The following is a 20903-nucleotide window of genomic DNA, read 5'->3' as shown; positions in this document are numbered from 1 at the left end:
AGAAATAGGGCGTAGCTAATCATGGGAAGAGACGGAAAAATATGGTACAATAGAAATACTAGTTTCCATTTGAAAAAGAAAATAAGAAAGAAAGTATTGAGGAATCCATGTTAAACTTAAACCAATTATTTGATGTTGGGTATTGGTCAAGTTTGATAGCCAGTCCTTGGACGGCAGCCTTGCATCTCATCGATATTAGTATCGTTCTCTATTTGATTTATAATTTTAGCAAGGCGATCGCAGGGACCAAGATTATGACCCTTATTCGAGGGGTATTCCTGTTCATTGTCGCCCAGCTTGTTGCAAGCTTGCTTGGGCTTCAGACTATTTCTTGGCTCATGAACCAGGTTATCACCTATGGGGTAATCGCAGCGGTTATCATTTTTGCTCCGGAATTGCGTTCAGTATTGGAAAAATTGGGTCGAACCACCCAGCTGTTTTCTTCTGCCAATCTTAGCACAGAAGAAAGCCTGGTTCAGGCCTATGTCCAGGCAGTTGCCTACATGTCTCCTCGAAAAATCGGAGCCCTGGTAGCTGTCGAGAGGGCCCAGACCTTGCAAGAGTACAAGTCAACAGGCATTCCTCTGGATGCGGATGTTTCGCGGGAATTGCTCATCAATATCTTTATTCCCAATACCCCTCTGCATGACGGTGCTGTCATTATTAAAGACGAAAAGGTAGCTGTGGCATGTGCCTACTTGCCATTGACGGAAAGTGCGGGTATTTCAAAAGAATTTGGTACGCGACACAGGGCTGCTATCGGCCTTTCAGAGGCTTCTGATGCCTTTGTTTTCGTGGTTTCAGAGGAAACAGGCGGCATCTCGACGGCCCATAATGGTATTTTCAGGCATAATCTGAGCCTGGAAGAATTTGAGCAGGAATTGCGTGACCTATTTGTGCCGACAGTTGCGGCCAAAAAATCTTGGTTGAGGAGGTTAGGTGGACGATGATGCACGAAAAATATAAGCAGATTGGACATTTGGTCCTGTCTATTCTCCTGTCTTTGTTGCTCTTCTTCTATGCTACCACGACCAATTATAAGAATAATTTAGTCGCTACTAGTGCAACAACGCAGAAAGAATCGGAAACCTACACTTATACACTAGCCAATGTGCCGATTGATATTAGCTATGACAGTGATAAATATTTTATTTCAGGCTTTTCGCCTAGTGTGACTGTAGAGTTGACTGGCTCAGACCGGGTTATTTTGCAACGGGAATCTGATCCACTGACCAGGACCTTTCATGTAACAGCAGATTTAAATAATCTTGAGATTGGTCAACGGGCGGTAGAGCTGCAGGTGACCAACCTGCCTTCTGGTTTGAATGCCACTCTTTCTCCGGCTGAGATGAAGGTGAAAATTGGCTACAAGGTTAGCCGGAGTTATACAGTTGAAGGAAAGGTTTATAGCAATCAGCTCAAAACAGGTTATGCTATAGACAAGGTGTCTGTGACCCTAGACTCGGTTAAGGTCACGTCTGATGCCGATACCTTGGCACAAATCGACCACATAGAAGCAGTGGTCATGGACTTGGCAGAGCTTGACAAGGACTACAGTGGTAAGGCAACCATTCAGGCTGTTGACGCCGACGGCAATGTATTGCCGGTTGTTTTGTCAGAACGAACTACAAATATTCAAGTAACTGTAAAAGAAATGAAATAAATCAAATACATATTGAGGAAATTGAAAAATGGGTAAATATTTTGGTACGGACGGTGTCCGTGGTGAAGCAAACGTAGAATTGACGCCAGAATTGGCTTTCAAGTTGGGTCGTTTTGGTGGCTATGTTCTCAGTCAACACGAAACGGATACGCCACGTGTCTTTGTGGCGCGTGATACGCGTATTTCTGGACAGATGTTGGAGGCGGCTTTGGTTGCCGGCCTTCTCTCAGTCGGTATTCATGTATACAAGTTAGGCGTCTTGGCAACGCCGGGTGTGGCGCATTTGGTCAAGACAGAAAAAGCCAGTGCGGGTGTCATGATTTCTGCCAGCCATAACCCTGCTCAAGATAACGGAATTAAGTTCTTTGCGGGTGACGGTTTCAAATTGGACGATGCCTTGGAAGCAGAAATTGAAGCACTCTTGGATGCTGAAGAGGACACACTTCCGCGCCCGTCTGCCCAAGGTTTGGGAGATGTGGTAGATTATCCAGAAGGCTTGCGTAAATACCAGCAATTCCTGGTGTCAACAGGCTTGGAGTTGGAGGGAATGAAAGTTGCTTTGGATACAGCCAATGGTGCAGCTGCAACCAGTGCCCGTCAAGTTTTTGCAGATTTGGGTGCTAAATTGACAGTTATGGCTGAACATCCAGACGGATTGAATATCAACGAGGGCGTTGGCTCAACACATCCAGAAAAATTACAGGAATTGGTCAAGGAATCGGGTAGCCAGATTGGACTTGCCTTTGACGGAGACAGCGACCGCCTGATTGCTGTCGATGAAAATGGTGACCTAGTTGATGGCGACCGTATCATGTATATTGTCGGGAAAAACTTAGCGGACAAGGGGCTCTTAGCCAAAAATACCATTGTGACAACTGTTATGTCTAACCTTGGTTTCCATAAGGCCTTGGACCGCGAGGGAATTGAAAAAGCCGTGACCGCAGTTGGTGACCGCTATGTCGTTGAAGAAATGCGGAAGTCTGGCTATAATGTCGGCGGTGAGCAGTCAGGACATGTTATTCTCATGGATTATAACACCACAGGAGACGGCCAGCTGACCGCTGTGCAATTGACCAAAATCATGAAAGAAACGGGTAAGAAATTGTCAGAATTGGCAGCAGAAGTGACCATTTACCCACAAAAATTGGTCAATATCCGTGTGGAAAACAGCATGAAGGATAAGGCAATGGAAGTGCCTGCTATTGCAGCTATCATTGAAAAAATGGAAGCAGAAATGGCTGGCAACGGTCGTATCTTGGTTCGCCCAAGTGGCACTGAGCCCCTCTTGCGTGTCATGGCAGAAGCGCCAACGGATGCTGAAGTCGATTACTACGTGGACACTATTGCCGATGTGGTCCGTGCGGAAATCGGTTTAGATTAAGAAAAAGTAAACAGAGACTGGAAGGATTTCCAGCCTCTTTTGTGAGGAAATATGAGTATTTTAGAAGTAAAGAATTTAAGTCATGGTTTTGGTGACCGCGCAATTTTTGAGAATGTCTCCTTCCGTCTCTTGAAAGGGGAACATATCGGACTTGTCGGTGCCAATGGAGAAGGGAAATCGACCTTCATGTCCATCGTGACAGGTCAATTGCAGCCAGATGAAGGCAAGGTTGAATGGTCACGTTATGTAACGGCAGGTTATTTAGACCAGCATGCTAAATTAGAAAAGGGTCAATCAGTCCGTGATGTCTTGCGGACAGCATTCGATGAACTCTTCAAGACAGAAGCCCGTATCAATGACATTTACATGTCTATGGCAGAAGAGGGTGCCGATATGGATGCCCTCATGGAAGAGGTTGGTGAACTGCAGGATCGTCTGGAAAGCCGTGATTTCTATACGCTTGATGCCAAGATTGACGAAGTAGCGCGTGCGCTTGGTGTCATGGACTATGGCATGGACAAGGATGTGACGGAGTTATCAGGGGGACAACGGACTAAAGTTCTTCTTGCAAAATTGCTCTTGGAAAAGCCTGACATCTTGCTTCTGGATGAGCCGACCAACTATTTGGATGCAGAGCATATTGACTGGCTCAAACGCTACTTGCAGAACTATGAAAATGCCTTTGTCTTGATTTCGCATGACATTCCTTTCCTGAATGATGTGATAAACATTGTCTACCATGTGGAAAATCAGCTCTTGACTCGTTACACAGGCGATTACTATCAATTCCAAGAAGTACATGCTATGAAGCGGGCTCAGTTGGAGGCAGCCTATGAGCGCCAACAGAAGGAAATCGCAGACTTGCAGGACTTCGTTAACCGTAACAAGGCCCGTGTTGCCACTCGAAACATGGCCATGTCTCGTCAGAAGAAATTGGACAAGATGGAGATTATTGAGCTTCAAGCAGAGAAACCAAAGCCATCATTTGATTTCAAAATGGCTCGGACACCAAGTCGCTTTATCTTCCAAACGACTGATTTGGAAATTGGTTATGACCGTGTATTGACACGTAAACCGCTCAATCTGACCTTTGAACGCAACCAGAAGATTGCCATTGTCGGTGCCAACGGTATCGGTAAATCCACTCTTCTTAAAAGTTTGCTGGGGATTATTCCACCACTGGGCGGTTCTGTGGAGCGTGGGGAGTATTTGGAACTAGGCTATTTCGAGCAAGAAGTAGCTGGTGGCAATCGTCAGACTCCGCTTGAAGCCGTTTGGGATGCCTTTCCTGCTCTTAACCAGGCGGAAGTACGAGCAGCCTTGGCTCGTTGCGGTCTGACTTCCAAGCATATCGAAAGCCAAATTCAAGTTCTTTCAGGTGGTGAACAGGCCAAAGTTCGCTTCTGTTTGCTTATGAACCGTGAAAACAATGTCTTGGTTCTCGACGAGCCTACCAACCACTTGGATGTGGATGCCAAGGATGAACTCAAACGTGCCCTTCAAGCCTACAAGGGCTCTATCCTCATGGTCTGCCATGAGCCTGATTTCTATGAAGGCTGGGTTGATGATGTCTGGGATTTTAATGAATTGACATAAATAAAAGCAGCCTTGTCCCTTAGCAGTAGACAAGACTGCATATATAGGCACTTCAATCTTAGAACTTGTATTCACAGCTTCTAAAATTGGGGGTCTATTTTTTTATTGTCTCCAGGTGAAAATCGGTGACCAACTTAGTGTTGCTTTTTCCAATAGAAACTAGCCACTAATATGACGCTACCCAGTGCTGTAGCGAAATAGTTGAACTCTAATCCTGTTTTCGGCAAGCTAGTTTCTTCGTTTTCATGTTGAATAGAAGATTCCTTGCTTTCAGCTTTATCAAAACGAATAGTCACAGGCATAGGTAGAGAGGATGAGCGGGCGCATCATCGGCTTGGTCTGGACTAGTTGGTTTTGGCTGAGGAACTAGAATTTCTACTGGAGGTAGGTCTTCAAGAGTTGCCAATTGGCTACCGAAGAGGCCATTTGACACCCAGCGGAAGAAATGAACAGGGTGAACCTTTTTGGTTGGATTCCTGCATAGATAAAGATAGATTGGTCTTGATACATGCCAGCTATAGCGACAGTCTTGCTAGCCAGTCCCTCATGACCAGGCCACCAGCCAGCGATATAATAATCCTGGTCAGCAATTTTAACCAGGGTTCGGAAGCCTTCTGGGATACCCTCAATTCAGTTACCAGAATTGGAATAGAAGAGGTCGTTCATGGCATATCCGCTTGTCAGAGGGTCACTATCGTCAACGACTGCCTTCATTAGTCCTTCAAAGTCATAACCACCATCAAACATTTCTGCATTAAAGCCTTCTATAATACCTAATTCTTCCAGTTTCTGCACAGCCGCACCACCGACAACAATGACTGGTTTCTGCCCAAACATGCTGGCATCAAATTGTTCGGATTCCAGGATGATTGCATCAGCTTCATCAGGAGTTTCAACGGTTTCAAATCCCCTGCGTTCCACTACCAAGGCGGTGTTGGCGCGGATGGCAAAATCTCCAGCCCATCTATAGCTGTGTGAAGGAGCGTAGACCTTAATAGCTTTCAATTCTGTGCCTACAGGTTGCTTGTAGAGGTGTTCACCATAGAGGGCATATTGGTCCAATAGTTGAACAAATTGATTGGTTTTGATAATGTAGCTGGCTTCTGTCAAGTAGACTTTTTGACCTTGCTTAATCGCCTGGTTGATGGCCTTGACTGCTGACTCGGAAGTATTGGCCACAATGTAGTACGGTGTCTTGTAGTCGATGTCGCTTGTCCGTGCGGCCTTGGTCCAGGTAATGCTTCCAAGTTTGCCGTCAAAGAGATTTTCTTCAAAGACAGCCATCGCCTTAAAGCCTCTCATATCAGGGAAATTCACGACCAATTCAGCATACATAGCTCCCCATTTGGACTCATCTTAACCAGTGTAGAGGACGTGGTTGGCAAATCCACGCTTGGCTTGTGCCATATCTACCACCAAGTCGCCCTTGTTAAATGGACCGGCATTCTCTGTCAGCTCGGTGACAAGGACGCCGTTGCGCTTGAAGTAGTCAATCATTTTAAAGGCTTCTTCCATATAATTATTCTATTCCAGAGACATTGGGATGTCATAATAGTCAGGGAAGAATTTTGGTTGATCATTCTTAATACGACCTACGACTTCTCCGTCTGGTCCGACCAGTTCTGCCACAGCCTTTGGATCTTCTACCTTATTCACACCGCGTGAATAGTAGGTGAGGCGCATGTTTATCAAATTATCAGGCTTGCTGGCCATGTGGTTGATGCCCCTGAGGACAGCATAGAATCCGGCTTTAATGGATTCTTGGTTGGTTTCTGGAATTTCGATGGTATGTCCAAGAATACTTCGGTAGCTTGTAGTCAAAGTTTCTTTTAACTTGGCCAACATCTGGTCAGGCTGGGTAAGTCAGTCCTTCTTTTCCCTTCGTATTTTCAATCTAGGGGATTTGTGATATACTGGTATAAAGATTTAGGAGACGACTATGGAAAAACTGTGGAAGATTATTTATTCGAGGACTTTTATTGTCATTAGCCTGCTTGCTCTGACGGTCTTTCTGATTTTTTGGTTTGTGGTTGAGGCGACCAATTATATGCCGGCATTTTGGTCCATTATGCAGATTTTTTCTGTTCTGGTGGCCATTTCCATTATCAATCGTCCAATGAATACTAGTTTTAAGCTGACCTGGATTATATTTGTCAGTGGCATTCCCATTTTTGGAGCCCTCTTTTATTTCATTCTCCAATCCAATATTGAAACGAAGCGTTATCGGAAGAATTTCTATAAACAGGCTGAGCGCTTGCGCGAATTCTCCAGCACTTCTGACAAGGTCATGAAGGCACTGGCCAAGGAGGATAAGGAGCAGCTCAAGCTAGCCAACTATATGAGTGACCATGTCGGTTATGCCCTGCATACTAATACGGATGCGGTGTATTTTTCCAGTGGAGAGGCCAAGTTTGAAGCTCTTTTGGAGGAATTGAAAAAGGCAGAAAACTACATTTTTATGGAATACTTCATTGTGGACCAGGGCTATATGTGGGACTCTATTCTGGCTGTTTTGAAGGATAAAGCAGAGCAGGGAGTGGAAGTGCGCTTTATGTACGACGGGACCAATTCTCTGACCAATCTGCCCTATTCCTACTATAAGCAGCTGCGGACCTTTGGAATCAAGGCCAAGGTATTCTCACAGATTATCCCGGCCCTTTCCACTATTCAAAACAACCGCGACCACCGCAAAATTGCCATCATTGACGGAGCAGTCGCCTTTACAGGTGGGGTCAATATTGCGGACGAATATATCAATAAAATCGTTCGGTTTGGCTACTGGAAGGATGCTGCTATCATGATTAGGGGGGAGGCGGTTGCCAACTTTACCCTCATGTTCCTGCAGATGTGGAACTATGACGAAAAAGAGGAGACTGAGGACCTCAAGTACCTCAAATCCCACAAGGACTTGGAGACAGAGACCGTTGATGGCGAAGGTTTCTTCCTGCCCTACGGAGAAAATCCCTTTGATGGAGATGAGGTGGCCAAGCGTGTCTATCTGGACATGATTCAGTCTGCGACAGATTACATTTACATCATGACGCCCTACCTGGTCTTGGATGACGAGATGATTGACAATCTAACCTACGCGGCCAAACGCGGCGTCAAGGTCAAGTTGCTCCTGCCTCATATCTATGATAAAAAATCAGCCATGTTGGCTGCTCGGACAGATTTTCCTACCTACCTAGAATCAGGCATCGAAATTTACGAATACCAGCCAGGTTTTGTCCACTCCAAGGTGGTCCTGGTGGATGACAAAAAGGCAACGGTGGGGACGGTCAACATGGATTTCCGTTCTTTCTATCTAAACTTCGAGTGTGGTCTTTATATCTACAACCATTCAGGTGTTCTAGCAGCAATCAAGGAAGACTTTGACCAGTCCTTCAAGAAATCCCAGCAAATCAAGCTCCTGCCCTTTATCACAACCTATTCGTGGAACAAACGACTGGCCGGAGCCATTATGCGCATTATTGCCCCCTTATTATAGAAAACGACAGATTTTCCCTGTCGTTTTTTCCTTTGAACATGGTATAATGGAAAGATAGATGCTAAGGAGAAAAAAGTGTGATTAAACCACAATATGACTGGCAATTGATGACCGGTTTTTCTGATGAAACATTTGTCAAATTGGCAAAGAAAGAAGGGTTGGACCCTATCGCAGCCAAGCTCCTTTACGAGCGGGGCATCCAGACAAGGGAGGATTTGCAGAAATTTTTGCAGCCCAGCCTTGAAGACCTGCATGATCCTTATCTACTGCATGACATGGACAAGGCCGTTGAGCGGATTCGTCGGGCCATTGAGGACTACGAGCAGATTCTGATCTATGGTGATTACGATGCGGACGGCATGACATCGGCTTCGATTTTGAAGGAGACCTTGGAGGAGCTAGGGGCGGAGGTCCAGGTCTACCTGCCCAACCGCTTTACCGATGGTTACGGCCCCAACCAGTCTGTCTACAAGTATTTCATTGAGCAGCAGGGGATTTCTCTCATTGTTACGGTTGACAATGGCGTAGCGGGTCATGAAGCTATTGCCTATGCCCAAGAGATGGGTGTTGATGTGATTGTGACGGACCACCATTCCCTTCAGGCGACTTTACCGGCTGCTTATGCCATTGTTCATCCAGAGCATCCCGAAGGCAACTATCCCTTTAAGCACCTGGCTGGCTGTGGCGTCGCCTTCAAATTGGCATGCGCACTTTTGGAGACGGTTCATGCAGACCTATTGGACCTAGTCGCAATTGGAACCATAGCAGATATGGTCAGCCTGACCGATGAAAATAGGGTTATGGTCAAATACGGCCTTTCTCTGCTCAAACAAACTGAGCGGGCTGGCCTACAAGAATTGATGAAGATTGCTGGGATTGAGCTCGATGGCCTTGATGAAGAAACGGTCGGTTTTCAAATTGCCCCCCGCCTCAATGCCCTGGGCCGCCTGGATGACCCCAATCCAGCCCTTGAACTCTTGACTGGCTTTGACGATGAAGAGGCCCATGAAATTGCCCTCATGATTGATGCTAAAAATGTGGAACGCAAGGATATTGTCCAGGCTATTTATGATGAGGCCAAGACCATGCTAGATACCAGTCGGCCTGTACAGGTTCTAGCCAAGGAAGGCTGGAATCCTGGTGTGCTGGGGATCGTTGCAGGCCGTCTCTTGGAAGAGCTGGGCCAGCTGGTCATTGTCCTGTCCATTGAGGAAGGGCGGGCCAAGGGCTCTGCCCGGTCACCGGAGGCTGTTGATATTTTCCAAGCCCTCAAGGACCACCAGGACCTCTTTATCGCCTTTGGCGGTCACGCTGGAGCTGCTGGCATGACGCTGGAAGTGGATAAATTAGACCAGCTGGCGGACACTTTAGCGACCTTTATCGAAGAGAATAAACTGGACTTGTCTCAGAAATCTGCACTGGTTATTGATGAGGAGATTGACCTAGAGGAATTGACCCTGGATACTTTAAAATCCTTTGACAAGCTGGCTCCCTACGGCATGGACAACAAAAAACCGGTCTTTTATGTCAAGGATTTTCAGGTTGAGTCTGCCCGGACTATGGGGCAAAACAATGCCCACCTCAAGCTCCGGATCAGTAAGGGAGCAGCCGGATTTGACGTCGTTGCCTTTGGTAAGGGCAATCTGGCTCTGGAATTTTCTCAGGCCAAGGATCTGGAGCTGGCTGTGACCCTTTCTGTCAACAAATGGAATGGCAATACCAGCCTGCAGCTCATGCTGGTGGACGCGCGTGTGGACGGTGTTCAGCTCTATAACATTCGCAGTAAACAGCATCCGATTCCTGCTGGCATTCCTCTGGTGGACATGGCAGAGCAGACGAGTTCGCCTGTCATTGCTCTAGCTAGTTTGCCAGAGGATTTAGAAAGTCTGCGCAGCTATTTCCAAGAACATCAATTCGAGGCTATCTACTTCAAAAATGAGATAGCCAAGCCATATTATTTGGATGGATACGGGAGTCGGGAGCAATTTGCCAAGCTCTATAAGACCATTTACCAGTTTGATGAGTTTGATGTGCGTTATAAACTCAAGGATTTGGCTGCTTATCTGAAAATTAAGGACAGCTTGTTGGTCAAGATGATTCAGATTTTCCAGGAATTGGAGTTTGTCACCATTTCAGATGGGGTGATGAGGGTTAATAAGGATGCCCAGAAGCGGGAGATTTCGGACAGTCAGATTTACCAAGACCTGAAGAAAACGGTCGTCCAGCAGGAGCTTTTTGCCCTGGGAACGGTCCAAGAAATTTATGATTGGCTGTGTGGTTCATCATGATCTGGCAGGTCTTATTACTGGCAGTCCTTATCTGTCTGCCCTTCTTACCCTGGCGTAAGTGTCGGACCTGTAGCATTCCTCTTCAAGCTAAGAGACTAGACCAGCTGACCTTTGCCAGCCTAGCCTGTGCGGAGACTTTGAAGGAAATGAGAAGAAACTTGGACCAGGCAAGCTCTGCTCAGTTGGTGGACCAGATTATTGCCATTCTTGACTTTCCAGAGGAATTGGAGCAGAAGCACCTGACCTGGTTAATGGGACAGATGGACCAAAATCTGCCTCCGCATCATGCCTTTTGGCGGGAGTTTGCTGGGCTAGTTGACTTAGCTTACCCTGATGAGAGCCTACCTAAGCAGGTTCACCAGCTCCGTTACTTGATTTCCTACCAGCAGGCGGATTGGGTCCGCAGGCACTACGGGCAGGGGAAATCAGACTGGCAGGCCTTGACTAGCTACCTGTCTACTTTGCCACGCCGGAGTTACCAGCTGCGGCAATCTGCCCGCCTCCACAACAAGCAACTCTTTCGCAGGGAAAAATTAACACAGAGCCTGCCCCTCAACATCAAGGTCCTCATCCATTTTCACAGCGAGTTTATTTTGGATGAAAAGGGGAACTTTGCCTTGATTTTGGATGAGGCTCCGACCTTAAATGGTCAGGTCAACGGTGCCTCCTTTAACTATGCCAGGGCCAATAATCGTAGGCACTACCAGCTGGACATGAAACCGGTTGGTCCCCACGACCCTGTCTACCGTAAGAAAATCCTCCGTTCCAAGGCAGGGGCTTATCTGTCTCCGGCTAGAATTTACTGGTTCCAACTGCGCAAGTCCAAGGCGGGTTGGAACCATTCCTATTTCAACCGGCAGGGAATATTTTCCTCAGGTGGAAATAGCAGAGCAGCCCAGGTAGCTAAACTGCGAAAGGAATTTTCCAGAGACATAGGATTTAGATTATGCCAAAAGATAAAATCATGGTATAATAGAGAGTAAAATTATTTTTAAAAAGTGAGAAAAACATGAACTTAAAAGATTACATCGCAACTATTCCTGACTATCCAAAAGAGGGTATCGAGTTCCGTGATATTAGCCCCTTGATGGCTGATGGAAATGCCTACAGCTATGCTGTTCGTGAGATTGTGCAGTATGCTGTTAGCAAGGATATTGATATGATTGTTGGTCCTGAGGCGCGTGGATTTATCGTAGGTTGTCCTGTTGCCTTTGAATTGGGTATAGGATTTGCACCAGTTCGTAAGCCAGGGAAATTGCCACGCGAAGTGATTTCGGCTGACTATGAAAAAGAATACGGTGTGGATACCTTGACTATGCACGCAGATGCTATCAAACCTGGTCAACGTGTCCTGATTGTAGACGACCTGTTGGCTACTGGTGGTACGGTCAAAGCAACAATCGAAATGATTGAAAAATTGGGTGGAATTGTTGCTGGATGTGCCTTCTTGATTGAGTTAGATGACCTCAAAGGCCGAGAAGCTATCGGCGACTACGACTATAAGGTTTTGATGCATTATTAAGATTATCTATCAAGGGTATAGTTATAATCTATAACTGATACTAATTTTAAGCTATTTGATTTGTCTGGACACCTGCTTTATAATAGATAATAAGATAATTAGGAGGTTGCCCATGCCAATCAAGATTGAAAAATCCTTACCAGCAGTAGATATTTTGAGACAAGAGAATATCTTTGTCATGGATAGCGACCGAGCTAGCCATCAGGACATCCGACCGATAAAGATTTTAATTCTTAATCTTATGCCCCAAAAAATTGTGACGGAGACCCAGTTGCTCCGTCTTTTGGCCAATACGCCCCTGCAGCTTGAAGTGGAATTTCTGCACATGGTCAGTCATGAATCCAAGAATACTCACGCTGACCACTTGGACCAATTTTACAATACCTTTGAAGAGATCAAGGATAGCTACTTTGACGGGCTCATCGTCACTGGTGCTCCAGTGGAAAATTTACCATTTGAGGAAGTGGACTATTGGCAGGAGCTGGTCCAGGTTTTCGACTGGTCCAAGACAAATGTCTACTCAACCTTGCATATTTGTTGGGGGGCACAGGCTGGACTGTATGCCCGCTACGGTGTCGAAAAATACCAGATGGATCGCAAATTGTCCGGCGTCTATTGCCAAGAAGTAGTAGGGGCAAACAATCCCCTCATGCGTGGATTTGATGATGAGTTTCGCTCACCTCATTCCCGCTATACTGAGGTCAATGCGGAAGATATTGCTCATTTGGGACAGCTGGAAATTCTATCCCAAGGAGCAGATGTCGGCCTGTCTATTCTAGCCAGCAAGGACTTGCGTGAAGTCTATAGTTTTGGTCATTTGGAGTACGACCGTGACACCCTGGCTAAGGAATATGAGCGAGATTGCCTGGCTGGGAAAAATCCCCATGTGCCAGAGAATTATTTCAAAAACGATGATCCGACCAGCAGACCAGCTCTGTCTTGGAATTTGCCAGCTGCACAATTCTTTACAAACTGGGTCAACTATGCGGTCTATCAAGAAACACCTTATGACTGGAATCACGCAGAATTATCAGCTCTTTCAGCGAGTTTATAAAGAGGAAGTATGAATTATTCACAGCAATTTCAGCAGGGCCACTTGGTCCTGCCTTCTGCCTTACTATTTCATTTTAAGGATATATTTCCCTCATCACAGACTTTTTTGGTTTGGCAGTTTTTCTATTTTCAAAATACTAGCAAATTAGAAACCCTTGCCCCAAGCGACATCGCTCAGGCCATTGGTGCTACGGTGGCCGAGGTGAATCGGGCCATTGAACAGCTGCAGGATTCAGGCTTGCTGGAGATGAAAACCATTATCTTAGATGGTGAGATTGAGATGATTTTTGATGCAGCCCCAGCCCTGGAAAAGCTGGATGGTTTGTTTGCTACGCCTAAGGAATCTGCTGTGGAGATTCTTGCTCCTGCTAATGATTTGAAGACCATTGTGGGAGATTTTGAGCGAGAACTTGGCCGTCTCCTGTCGCCTTTTGAGATTGAGGATTTGCAGAAGACGATTGAAGAGGACAAGACCACCGTTGAGCTCATTCGAGCAGCCCTCAAAGAGGCCGTATTCAACAATAAGACCAACTGGAAATATATTCAAGCTATTCTGCGCAACTGGCGTCGGGAGGGCATTACCACCGTCGCTCAAGTAGAGGCAAAAAATGCAGAAAGAGATTTGCCATCGCCCAAGAATGTCACTGCATCCAGCGATTTTCTGGCGGCCATGGATCTCTGGAAAGAGTAAAATGGAAACAAAATTATCAAAACGGCTGGAAACAGTCGCATCTTTCGTGCCAACCGGAGCACGCTTAGTCGATGTAGGGAGTGACCATGCTTATCTCCCTCTTTTTTTGGTGGAGCAGGGTAGGATTGACTTCGCCGTGGCAGGTGAAGTGGTCCAGGGCCCCTATCAGTCTGCCCTTCAAAACGTCGAGCAGGCGGGACAGACGGACAGGATTTTGGTTCGTTTGGCCAATGGGCTGGCGGCCGTAGAAGCTGTTGACCAGATTACTGCTGTGACTATCGCAGGCATGGGTGGTAGGCTCATCGCCGACATCTTGGAGGCCGGTCAGGATAAGTTAGCAGGCGTTGAGCGATTGGTTTTGCAGCCCAACAACCGTGAAGATGATGTCCGTCGTTGGCTGGTCGCCCATGATTTTCAGCTTGTTGCGGAGGAAATCTTGGAAGAAAATGACAAACTCTATGAAATCCTAGTAGCGGAGCCAGGAAAGATGAGCTTGTCTGCAACAGAAGAGCGATTTGGACCTTATTTATTGGAGCAGCAGTCTGCTGTCTTTGTTAATAAATGGTTGAAGGAGCTGGATAAGCTCACTTATGCCCTGGAACAAGTGCCCCTTGAAAGACAGGATGACCGCTCTGCTATTTCCCAAAAAATCAACCACATCAAGGAGGTTTTGCATGTTAGCTAGTCAACTCATCGCGCGTTATCAAGCCTTTTGTCCGCCCCATCTAGCCATGGAAGGGGATGTCAGCGGTCTGCAAATTGGGACGCTGAAAAAGGATATCAAGCGGGTCATGGTGGCCCTGGATATTCGTGAAACGACAGTGGCAGAGGCCATTGACAAGCAGGTGGATTTGATTATTGTCAAGCATGCCCCTATTTTCCGTCCGATTAAGGATTTGGTGGCGGATAAGCTGGAAAATCAGATTTATCTGAATTTGATCAAGCACGATATTGCGGTCTATGTCAGCCACACAGACATTGATGTGGTCGAGGGTGGTCTGAACGACTGGTTCTGTGAACTCTTGGGGATAGAGGAGACGACCGTTCTTCATGAGACTGTTGAGGGTCAAGGTATTGGTCGTGTGGGTACCATAGCAGAGCAGACCTTGGAGGAGCTGGCAGTGAAGGTTAAGTCCGTCTTTGGTCTGGATGCGGTTCGCCTGGTTACCTATGGTCATCAAGCCCAGCAATATGTTAGTCGAGTGGCTATTTGTGGCGGTAGTGGTGGTTCATTCTATCAGGATGCGATTGCGAAGGATGCGGATGTCTATATCACTGGTGATATTTACTATCATACTGGTCAGGACATGCTGACCCAGGGCCTTTTGGCCATTGACCCAGGTCATCACATTGAGGTGCTCTTTATTAAGAAAATCGCTGATTTGCTAGAGAACTGGAAGGCTGAAAACGGCTGGGATGTGGAAATCTTGCCTTCAACCGTGTCGACCAATCCCTTTCGACATTTGTAAAAATTATGCTTGGCACCCTAGTGGTGCTTTTTTTTAACCAAAATAGAAAGATACCAGTGAGCAAGGGTCAGGTTGAAGGCAGTGGCAACAACCTTTGCTCTATTTTCGGTTCCAAAACTTATCCAAACTATCTGAGCTTGCAATTCTTCTGAATTTGGGGTATGCTAGAGGAACTTAAGATATTGATTTAGAAAGTTGGTTCTTCTATGACCTGGTTTATGGAACAATCAGTTGTTGTACAGGCCTTGTTGGGAGGGCTCTTTACCTGGTCCTGTACTATTTTAGGGTCAGCGGTTGTTTTTTTCTTTAAAACGATTAGTAGGAGGCTCTTGGATACCATGTTGGGCTTCGCAGCTGGAGTGATGATTGCGGCCTCGTTTTGGTCTCTCTTGGCTCCTTCGATTAGCTATGCGGAGGAGACCTATGGTGCCTGGGCTTGGGTGCCTGCAGCTCTTGGTTTTGCTTTTGGAGGCATCTTTTTACGCTTGGTCGATGCTCTGGTGCCACATTTGCACCTGGGGCACGACAAATCTCAGGCCGAAGGTGGGGGTGAGGAGGACAGGAAAAATCTGTCTAAAACAGCTCTGCTATTTTTGGCCATAACTATCCACAATATTCCTGAAGGGTTGGCGGTCGGGGTAACCTTTGGTGCTCTAGCGTCGAACTTTAGTCCTGCTGCCCTTGCAGGTGCTATTGGGTTAGCAGTCGGTATCGGTCTGCAAAATATTCCTGAGGGAGCAGCCCTGGCCATCCCTATTCGGACAGACGGTGCGACTCGAAGTAAGGCCTTTTTCTGGGGGTCCATGTCAGCCATTGTTGAGCCTATTGCTGCTGTGATTGGAGCGGTGGCGGTGACCTACATGACACCGATTTTACCCTATGCCCTATCTTTTGCGGCCGGTGCTATGATTTTCGTCGTGGTCGAGGAGCTCATTCCGGAGTCCCAGACTAATGGAAATACGGATATTGCAACGCTGGGCCTCATGGCTGGTTTCATCATCATGATGATTCTGGACGTGGCTCTTGGATAAACTTGAAAGTCTCTTCGGGGGCTTTTTCCTTATGACAAAAACGCTGAAAATATGGTATAATGGACTGGTATTATACGCAGGAAGGTAAGACTATGAAAGGTATTATTTTAGCCGGTGGTTCAGGCACTCGCCTCTATCCGCTGACGCGTGCAGCTTCCAAACAGCTCATGCCCATTTACGACAAACCCATGATTTACTACCCGTTGTCAACCCTGATGTTGGCTGGGATTAAGGAGATTTTAGTCATTTCCACGCCGCAGGATCTTCCACGCTTCAAGGATATGTTGGGTGACGGTTCTGAGCTGGGTATTTCTTTGGAATATGCAGAGCAGCCAAGTCCAGATGGACTTGCGCAAGCCTTTATCATAGGTGAAGAATTTATCGGCAATGACAATGTTGCCCTGATTCTCGGTGACAACATTTATCACGGAAATGGCCTGACCAAGATGCTCCAACGGGCAGCCAGCAAGGAAAAAGGTGCGACAGTCTTTGGATATCAAGTCAAGGATCCAGAACGTTTTGGTGTCGTTGAGTTTGATGAAAACATGAACGCTATTTCCATTGAAGAAAAGCCAGAAGTGCCAAAATCAAATTTCGCTGTCACAGGTCTTTATTTCTATGACAATGACGTGGTGGAAATCGCGAAAAATATTAAACCATCACCTCGTGGCGAGTTGGAAATCACAGATGTCAATAAGGCTTATCTGGAACGTGGCGACTTGTCAGTAGAGCTTATGGGACGCGGATTTGCCTGGTTGGATACAGGTACACACGAGAGCCTTTTGGAAGCGGCTCAGTACATCGAAACGGTTCAGCGCTTGCAAAACGTTCAAGTCGCGAACTTGGAAGAAATTGCTTACCGCATGGGCTACATTACAAAAGAACAAGTGCATGAATTGGCACAACCGCTTAAGAAAAATGAATACGGACAATACTTGCTCCGTTTGATTGGAGAGGCTTAATGACAGAAAACTTTTTCGGTAAAGAGCTTGCGGCTCGTCCAGTTGATGCTATTCCTGGTATGCTGGAGTTTGACATTCCAGTGCACGGAGATAACCGTGGCTGGTTCAAGGAAAATTTTCAGAAGGAAAAAATGTTGCCACTTGGTTTCCCAGAAAGTTTCTTTGCAGAAGGAAAATTGCAGAATAATGTTTCCTTCTCTCGTAAAAACGTTCTTCGTGGTCTTCACGCAGAGCCTTGGGATAAATACATTTCAGTAGCAGACGGCGGTAAGGTTTTGGGAACTTGGGTGGATCTTCGTGAAGGAGAGACCTTCGGTAATACCTACCAAACCGTTATCGATGCTTCAAAAGGTATCTTCGTTCCGCGCGGAGTAGCCAATGGTTTCCAAGTCTTGTCAGACTTCGTGGCCTACAGCTACTTGGTTAATGACTATTGGGCATTGGAACTCAAGCCTAAGTACGCTTTTGTCAACTACGCAGACCCTAGTCTCGACATTAAATGGGAAAACCTAAAAGAAGCAGAAGTTTCAGAAGCAGATGAAAACCATCCATTCCTCAAGGATGTCAAGCCTTTGAGAAAAGAGGACCTCTAATGTTTCAAGCCTTTTTGGAAATAGCAGAGCAGTTAAACAAGTTAGGAATCACTCCCTTGTTAATGGGCTCAGTTGGTTTGGAAAGGCGCACAGGGAGGGACTGGCAGGCAGGAGATTTGGACATCCATGTTCCAAGTGATCCGCGTGGCTGGGAAGCCCCAGACGACGAAAGGATTTATCAGGCGGATGCCTTGATTGCTATGATGAACCAACTAGGTTACGTCCTTGTTGACCGTCATGAACATGAATTTCATAAAGACGGCTTATCTGTTGAATTCGGAGGCCTACATTCACTGCCTGAATTTGCTGGTGTAGAGCTAGAAGATTTGGAAGAACTAGAAACAGCAGGTGTTCGCTATTACCTACCGACACTTGAACAATACCTGAAAATCTACCAAGCCTCTTCAAAAGATTCCTACCGAGCAGAAAATAACAATCAAAAAGACTTTGCTAAGATTGCTTACTTGAAGGAAATTTTGAGGTAAAAAAAGCGAGCAAAGTGAGCAGTTCAGTGTGTCATCGCCGTAGTGAGAAGCTCCTTTGCTTTGCTAAGGAGCGAGGAAAGCATGAGACCTTAGGCTCATGCTTTAGTAATGAAACATCTTGGTGGTTGCTTACGACCCCGCTACCTAAGATGACACACAAAAAAAGAAAAATAACTTTTCGGAGAAAAAAATGTCTCAATTTAAAAATATTATCGTAACTGGTGGAGCTGGTTTCATCGGCTCAAACTTTGTGCACTACGTTTACAATAACCACCCAGACGTCCATGTGACTGTCTTGGATAAACTCACTTATGCAGGAAACAAGGCTAACTTGGAAGCTATTCTTGGTGACCGTGTGGAGTTGGTTGTCGGCGATATCGCAGATGCTGAATTGGTTGACAAATTGGCTGCTAAGGCAGATGCGATCGTTCACTACGCAGCGGAAAGCCACAACGACAACTCTCTCAATGATCCAAGCCCATTTATCCATACCAACTTTATTGGTACTTACACCTTGCTTGAAGCGGCTCGTAAATACGATATCCGTTTTCACCATGTATCAACAGATGAAGTGTACGGCGATCTTCCTTTGCGTGAAGACTTGCCAGGTCATGGTGAAGGTCCAGGTGAGAAATTTACTGCGGAAACCAACTACAACCCATCATCACCATACTCATCAACCAAGGCTGCTTCAGATTTGATTGTGAAGGCATGGGTTCGTTCTTTTGGTGTCAAAGCGACCATTTCCAACTGTTCAAACAACTACGGTCCTTACCAGCATATCGAGAAATTCATTCCGCGCCAGATCACCAATATCTTGGCAGGTATCAAGCCAAAACTCTACGGTGAAGGTAAGAATGTTCGCGACTGGATCCACACCAACGACCACTCGACTGGTGTTTGGGCAATCTTGACCAAAGGTCGTATGGGTGAAACCTACCTGATTGGTGCTGACGGAGAGAAGAACAACAAAGAAGTGCTTGAATTGATTCTTGAAAAAATGGGTCAACCAAAAGACGCTTACGACCACGTGACTGATCGAGCAGGACACGATTTGCGCTATGCGATTGACGCAAGTAAGCTACGTGATGAGCTTGGCTGGACCCCACAATTTACAGATTTCTCTCAAGGTTTGGAAGAAACTATCCAGTGGTACACAGATAACCAAGACTGGTGGAAGGCTGAAAAAGAAGCTGTTGAAGCTAATTACGCGAAAACGCAAGAAGTTATTAAATAAGACAATTGAAGGCTGGGGCTTTGGCCCAAGCCTTTCTTGAAATGAGGAGCGAACATGATTTTAATTACAGGTGCAAATGGTCAGTTGGGTACAGAATTGCGTTATCTCTTGGATGAGCGTGGTGTCGAGTATGTTGCCGCTGACGTAGCAGAAATGGACATTACGGATGCAGAGAAAGTGGATGCCTTCTTTGCAGAAGTCAAGCCGAGCGTCGTTTACCACTGTGCAGCCTACACAGCTGTTGATATGGCAGAAGATGAGGGCAAGGAACTCAACTACAAGATTAACGTAACGGGTTCTGAGAACGTCGCCAAGGCAGCCACTAAATACGATGCGACCCTTGTCTATATCTCAACAGACTACGTTTTCAATGGGGAATTGCCTGTCGGTCAAGAGTGGCAAGTAGATGACCAGCCAGATCCACAATCTGAATACGGTCGTACCAAGCGTCTGGGTGAAGAGGCGGTCGAGAAATTTGCAGACAAGTTCTACACAGTTCGTACTGCCTGGGTCTTTGGTAACTATGGCAAAAACTTTGTCTTTACTATGCAAAACCTTGCGGAAACTCGAGACACCTTGACAGTTGTCAATGACCAACACGGTCGCCCAACTTGGACCCGTACCCTTGCGGAATTCATGGTACACTTGGTTGAAACTGGTCAAGAATTTGGTTACTACCATTTGTCAAATGATGCGGCAGAAGATACAACCTGGTTTGACTTTGCGACGGAAATCCTCAAAGATACCAACACCAAGGTATTGCCAGTTGATTCTAGCCAGTTCCCAGCCAAGGCAAAACGTCCATTCAACTCAACCATGAGCTTGGACAAGGCTAAGGCAACAGGCTTTGTTATCCCAACCTGGCAAGAGGCCTTGCAGGCGTTTTATGAGCAGGAAAAAATGGGTGATAAGTAGCTAGGATTATATAATATAGGTCACGAAACCTCTACATATCCCAGGAAACAATTCTTAGCATTCATATAATTTCCTAGGTATTTAACTTGAGAAATCAAGTTCAATGGTTTATAATAAAAATATTAAAGGAGTTAGTGCTAACTAACTCCTGCGTAAATCCGTTTAAGACTGAACAGCTCCCTGTCAAGTGGACACTGAAATAATAAAAGATTAGGCGACGGCCTTGTTCCTCATTTCAAGAGGGACAAGGCCGTTGTTGCGCTCTTGAAAGCGTTGATGATTGTAAAAATAGATGTTCTCTCTTTTTTGATATATATGACCTGTACACGTTCATCACAAGTCCATCTGCTAGATGTACTCTGTTAAAAGCTTGGCATTGAACACAGAATCATTCGACCTCAGAATCCGAAACATAATGGCAATGCTGAACGCAGACATCGAAATGACAAAAGACGCTTCTATCAGCATGTAACCTTCTATTCCTATGATGATTCTATCAAGCAGATTCAGTGCTTTCTTTACTGCTCCAA

19 protein-coding genes and 2 pseudogenes are annotated in these 20903 nt (G+C 46.1%); 19 read left to right on the top strand and 2 right to left on the bottom strand.

Annotated elements, in window-relative coordinates; genetic code table 11:
• Positions 1-107 precede the first annotated feature (107 nt).
• From cdaA to ACHBGV_RS07175, 4 genes are read left to right on the top strand one after another with little or no spacing between them, the layout of a single operon-like run.
• Positions 108-950, top strand: a complete 843-nt coding sequence (gene cdaA / locus ACHBGV_RS07190; protein ID WP_105110752.1) for a diadenylate cyclase CdaA — start codon at positions 108-110, stop codon at positions 948-950.
• Positions 950-1663 (top strand): YbbR-like domain-containing protein, encoded by a 714-nt coding sequence (locus ACHBGV_RS07185; RefSeq protein WP_105122729.1) that lies wholly within the window; start codon positions 950-952, stop codon positions 1661-1663. The genes cdaA and ACHBGV_RS07185 overlap by 1 nt, the downstream gene beginning before the upstream one ends.
• Positions 1664-1691: 28 nt before the next feature.
• Positions 1692-3044, top strand: coding sequence for a phosphoglucosamine mutase (gene glmM, locus ACHBGV_RS07180; protein WP_394735992.1), 1353 nt, complete (start codon positions 1692-1694; stop codon positions 3042-3044).
• Between the two features lie 51 nt (positions 3045-3095).
• Positions 3096-4640: an ABC-F family ATP-binding cassette domain-containing protein gene (locus ACHBGV_RS07175; RefSeq protein WP_009910410.1), complete on the top strand. Its 1545-nt coding sequence runs from the start codon at positions 3096-3098 to the stop codon at positions 4638-4640.
• A 134-nt stretch (positions 4641-4774) separates the two neighbouring features.
• Here ACHBGV_RS07175 and ACHBGV_RS07170 read toward each other — a convergent pair whose 3' ends face one another.
• Positions 4775-4942, bottom strand: a complete 168-nt coding sequence (locus ACHBGV_RS07170) for an LPXTG cell wall anchor domain-containing protein (RefSeq protein WP_394735991.1) — start codon at positions 4940-4942, stop codon at positions 4775-4777.
• A gap of 14 nt (positions 4943-4956) precedes the next feature.
• Positions 4957-6449, bottom strand: a pseudogene (locus ACHBGV_RS07165) (zinc carboxypeptidase); the annotation flags it as partial.
• 130 nt (positions 6450-6579) lie between these two features.
• Between ACHBGV_RS07165 and cls the strand changes: the two are divergent.
• From cls to ACHBGV_RS07090, 15 genes and pseudogenes are all read left to right on the top strand, one after another.
• Positions 6580-8127: a cardiolipin synthase gene (gene cls, locus ACHBGV_RS07160; protein ID WP_394735990.1), complete on the top strand. Its 1548-nt coding sequence runs from the start codon at positions 6580-6582 to the stop codon at positions 8125-8127.
• Between the two features lie 77 nt (positions 8128-8204).
• Entirely contained in the window at positions 8205-10415 is a 2211-nt protein-coding gene (gene recJ / locus ACHBGV_RS07155; RefSeq protein WP_394735989.1) for a single-stranded-DNA-specific exonuclease RecJ, read from the top strand.
• Positions 10400-11398: a DUF3114 domain-containing protein gene (locus ACHBGV_RS07150; RefSeq protein ID WP_394735999.1), complete on the top strand. Its 999-nt coding sequence runs from the start codon at positions 10400-10402 to the stop codon at positions 11396-11398. Before recJ ends, ACHBGV_RS07150 begins: the two co-directional genes overlap by 16 nt.
• 26 nt (positions 11399-11424) lie before the next feature.
• On the top strand, positions 11425-11937 hold the full coding sequence (locus ACHBGV_RS07145) for an adenine phosphoribosyltransferase (RefSeq protein ID WP_105110758.1): 513 nt from the start codon (positions 11425-11427) through the stop codon (positions 11935-11937).
• A 112-nt stretch (positions 11938-12049) separates the two neighbouring features.
• A complete protein-coding gene (metA, locus tag ACHBGV_RS07140; protein ID WP_125266229.1) occupies positions 12050-12991 on the top strand; it encodes a homoserine O-succinyltransferase in 942 nt (313 codons plus the stop codon).
• A gap of 9 nt (positions 12992-13000) precedes the next feature.
• Positions 13001-13681: a DnaD domain protein gene (locus ACHBGV_RS07135; protein WP_394735988.1), complete on the top strand. Its 681-nt coding sequence runs from the start codon at positions 13001-13003 to the stop codon at positions 13679-13681.
• A 1-nt stretch (position 13682) separates the two neighbouring features.
• Positions 13683-14366, top strand: a complete 684-nt coding sequence (locus ACHBGV_RS07130) for a tRNA (adenine(22)-N(1))-methyltransferase TrmK (protein WP_105160144.1) — start codon at positions 13683-13685, stop codon at positions 14364-14366.
• Complete coding sequence (locus tag ACHBGV_RS07125) at positions 14356-15150, top strand: Nif3-like dinuclear metal center hexameric protein (protein WP_394735987.1); 795 nt, start codon at positions 14356-14358, stop codon at positions 15148-15150. Before ACHBGV_RS07130 ends, ACHBGV_RS07125 begins: the two co-directional genes overlap by 11 nt.
• A 206-nt stretch (positions 15151-15356) precedes the next feature.
• The gene (locus tag ACHBGV_RS07120; RefSeq protein ID WP_105122675.1) at positions 15357-16181 is read left to right on the top strand and encodes a ZIP family metal transporter; all 825 of its coding nucleotides are present in this window, start codon (positions 15357-15359) and stop codon (positions 16179-16181) included.
• A 92-nt stretch (positions 16182-16273) separates the two neighbouring features.
• Positions 16274-17143, top strand: a complete 870-nt coding sequence (gene rfbA, locus ACHBGV_RS07115) for a glucose-1-phosphate thymidylyltransferase RfbA (RefSeq protein WP_105160147.1) — start codon at positions 16274-16276, stop codon at positions 17141-17143.
• On the top strand, positions 17143-17736 hold the full coding sequence (locus ACHBGV_RS07110) for a dTDP-4-dehydrorhamnose 3,5-epimerase family protein (RefSeq protein ID WP_105122677.1): 594 nt from the start codon (positions 17143-17145) through the stop codon (positions 17734-17736). Before rfbA ends, ACHBGV_RS07110 begins: the two co-directional genes overlap by 1 nt.
• A complete protein-coding gene (locus ACHBGV_RS07105; protein ID WP_394735986.1) occupies positions 17736-18221 on the top strand; it encodes a phosphoribosylanthranilate isomerase in 486 nt (161 codons plus the stop codon). The genes ACHBGV_RS07110 and ACHBGV_RS07105 overlap by 1 nt, the downstream gene beginning before the upstream one ends.
• Positions 18222-18411: 190 nt before the next feature.
• Positions 18412-19458 carry a dTDP-glucose 4,6-dehydratase gene (gene rfbB / locus ACHBGV_RS07100; protein ID WP_002937117.1) on the top strand — a complete coding sequence of 349 codons (1047 nt, stop codon included), beginning with the start codon at positions 18412-18414 and terminating at the stop codon, positions 19456-19458.
• Between the two features lie 54 nt (positions 19459-19512).
• Positions 19513-20373 carry a dTDP-4-dehydrorhamnose reductase gene (rfbD, locus tag ACHBGV_RS07095; RefSeq protein WP_394735985.1) on the top strand — a complete coding sequence of 287 codons (861 nt, stop codon included), beginning with the start codon at positions 19513-19515 and terminating at the stop codon, positions 20371-20373.
• A gap of 330 nt (positions 20374-20703) precedes the next feature.
• A pseudogene (locus ACHBGV_RS07090) lies at positions 20704-20903 on the top strand (integrase core domain-containing protein); the annotation flags it as partial.

It is taken from the genome of Streptococcus sp. A34 (assembly GCF_043674115.1).
Lineage (GTDB): Bacteria > Bacillota > Bacilli > Lactobacillales > Streptococcaceae > Streptococcus > Streptococcus suis_V.
Note: the sequence above shows the minus strand (reverse complement) of the source record. Positions and strands in the feature narration are given on the sequence as shown.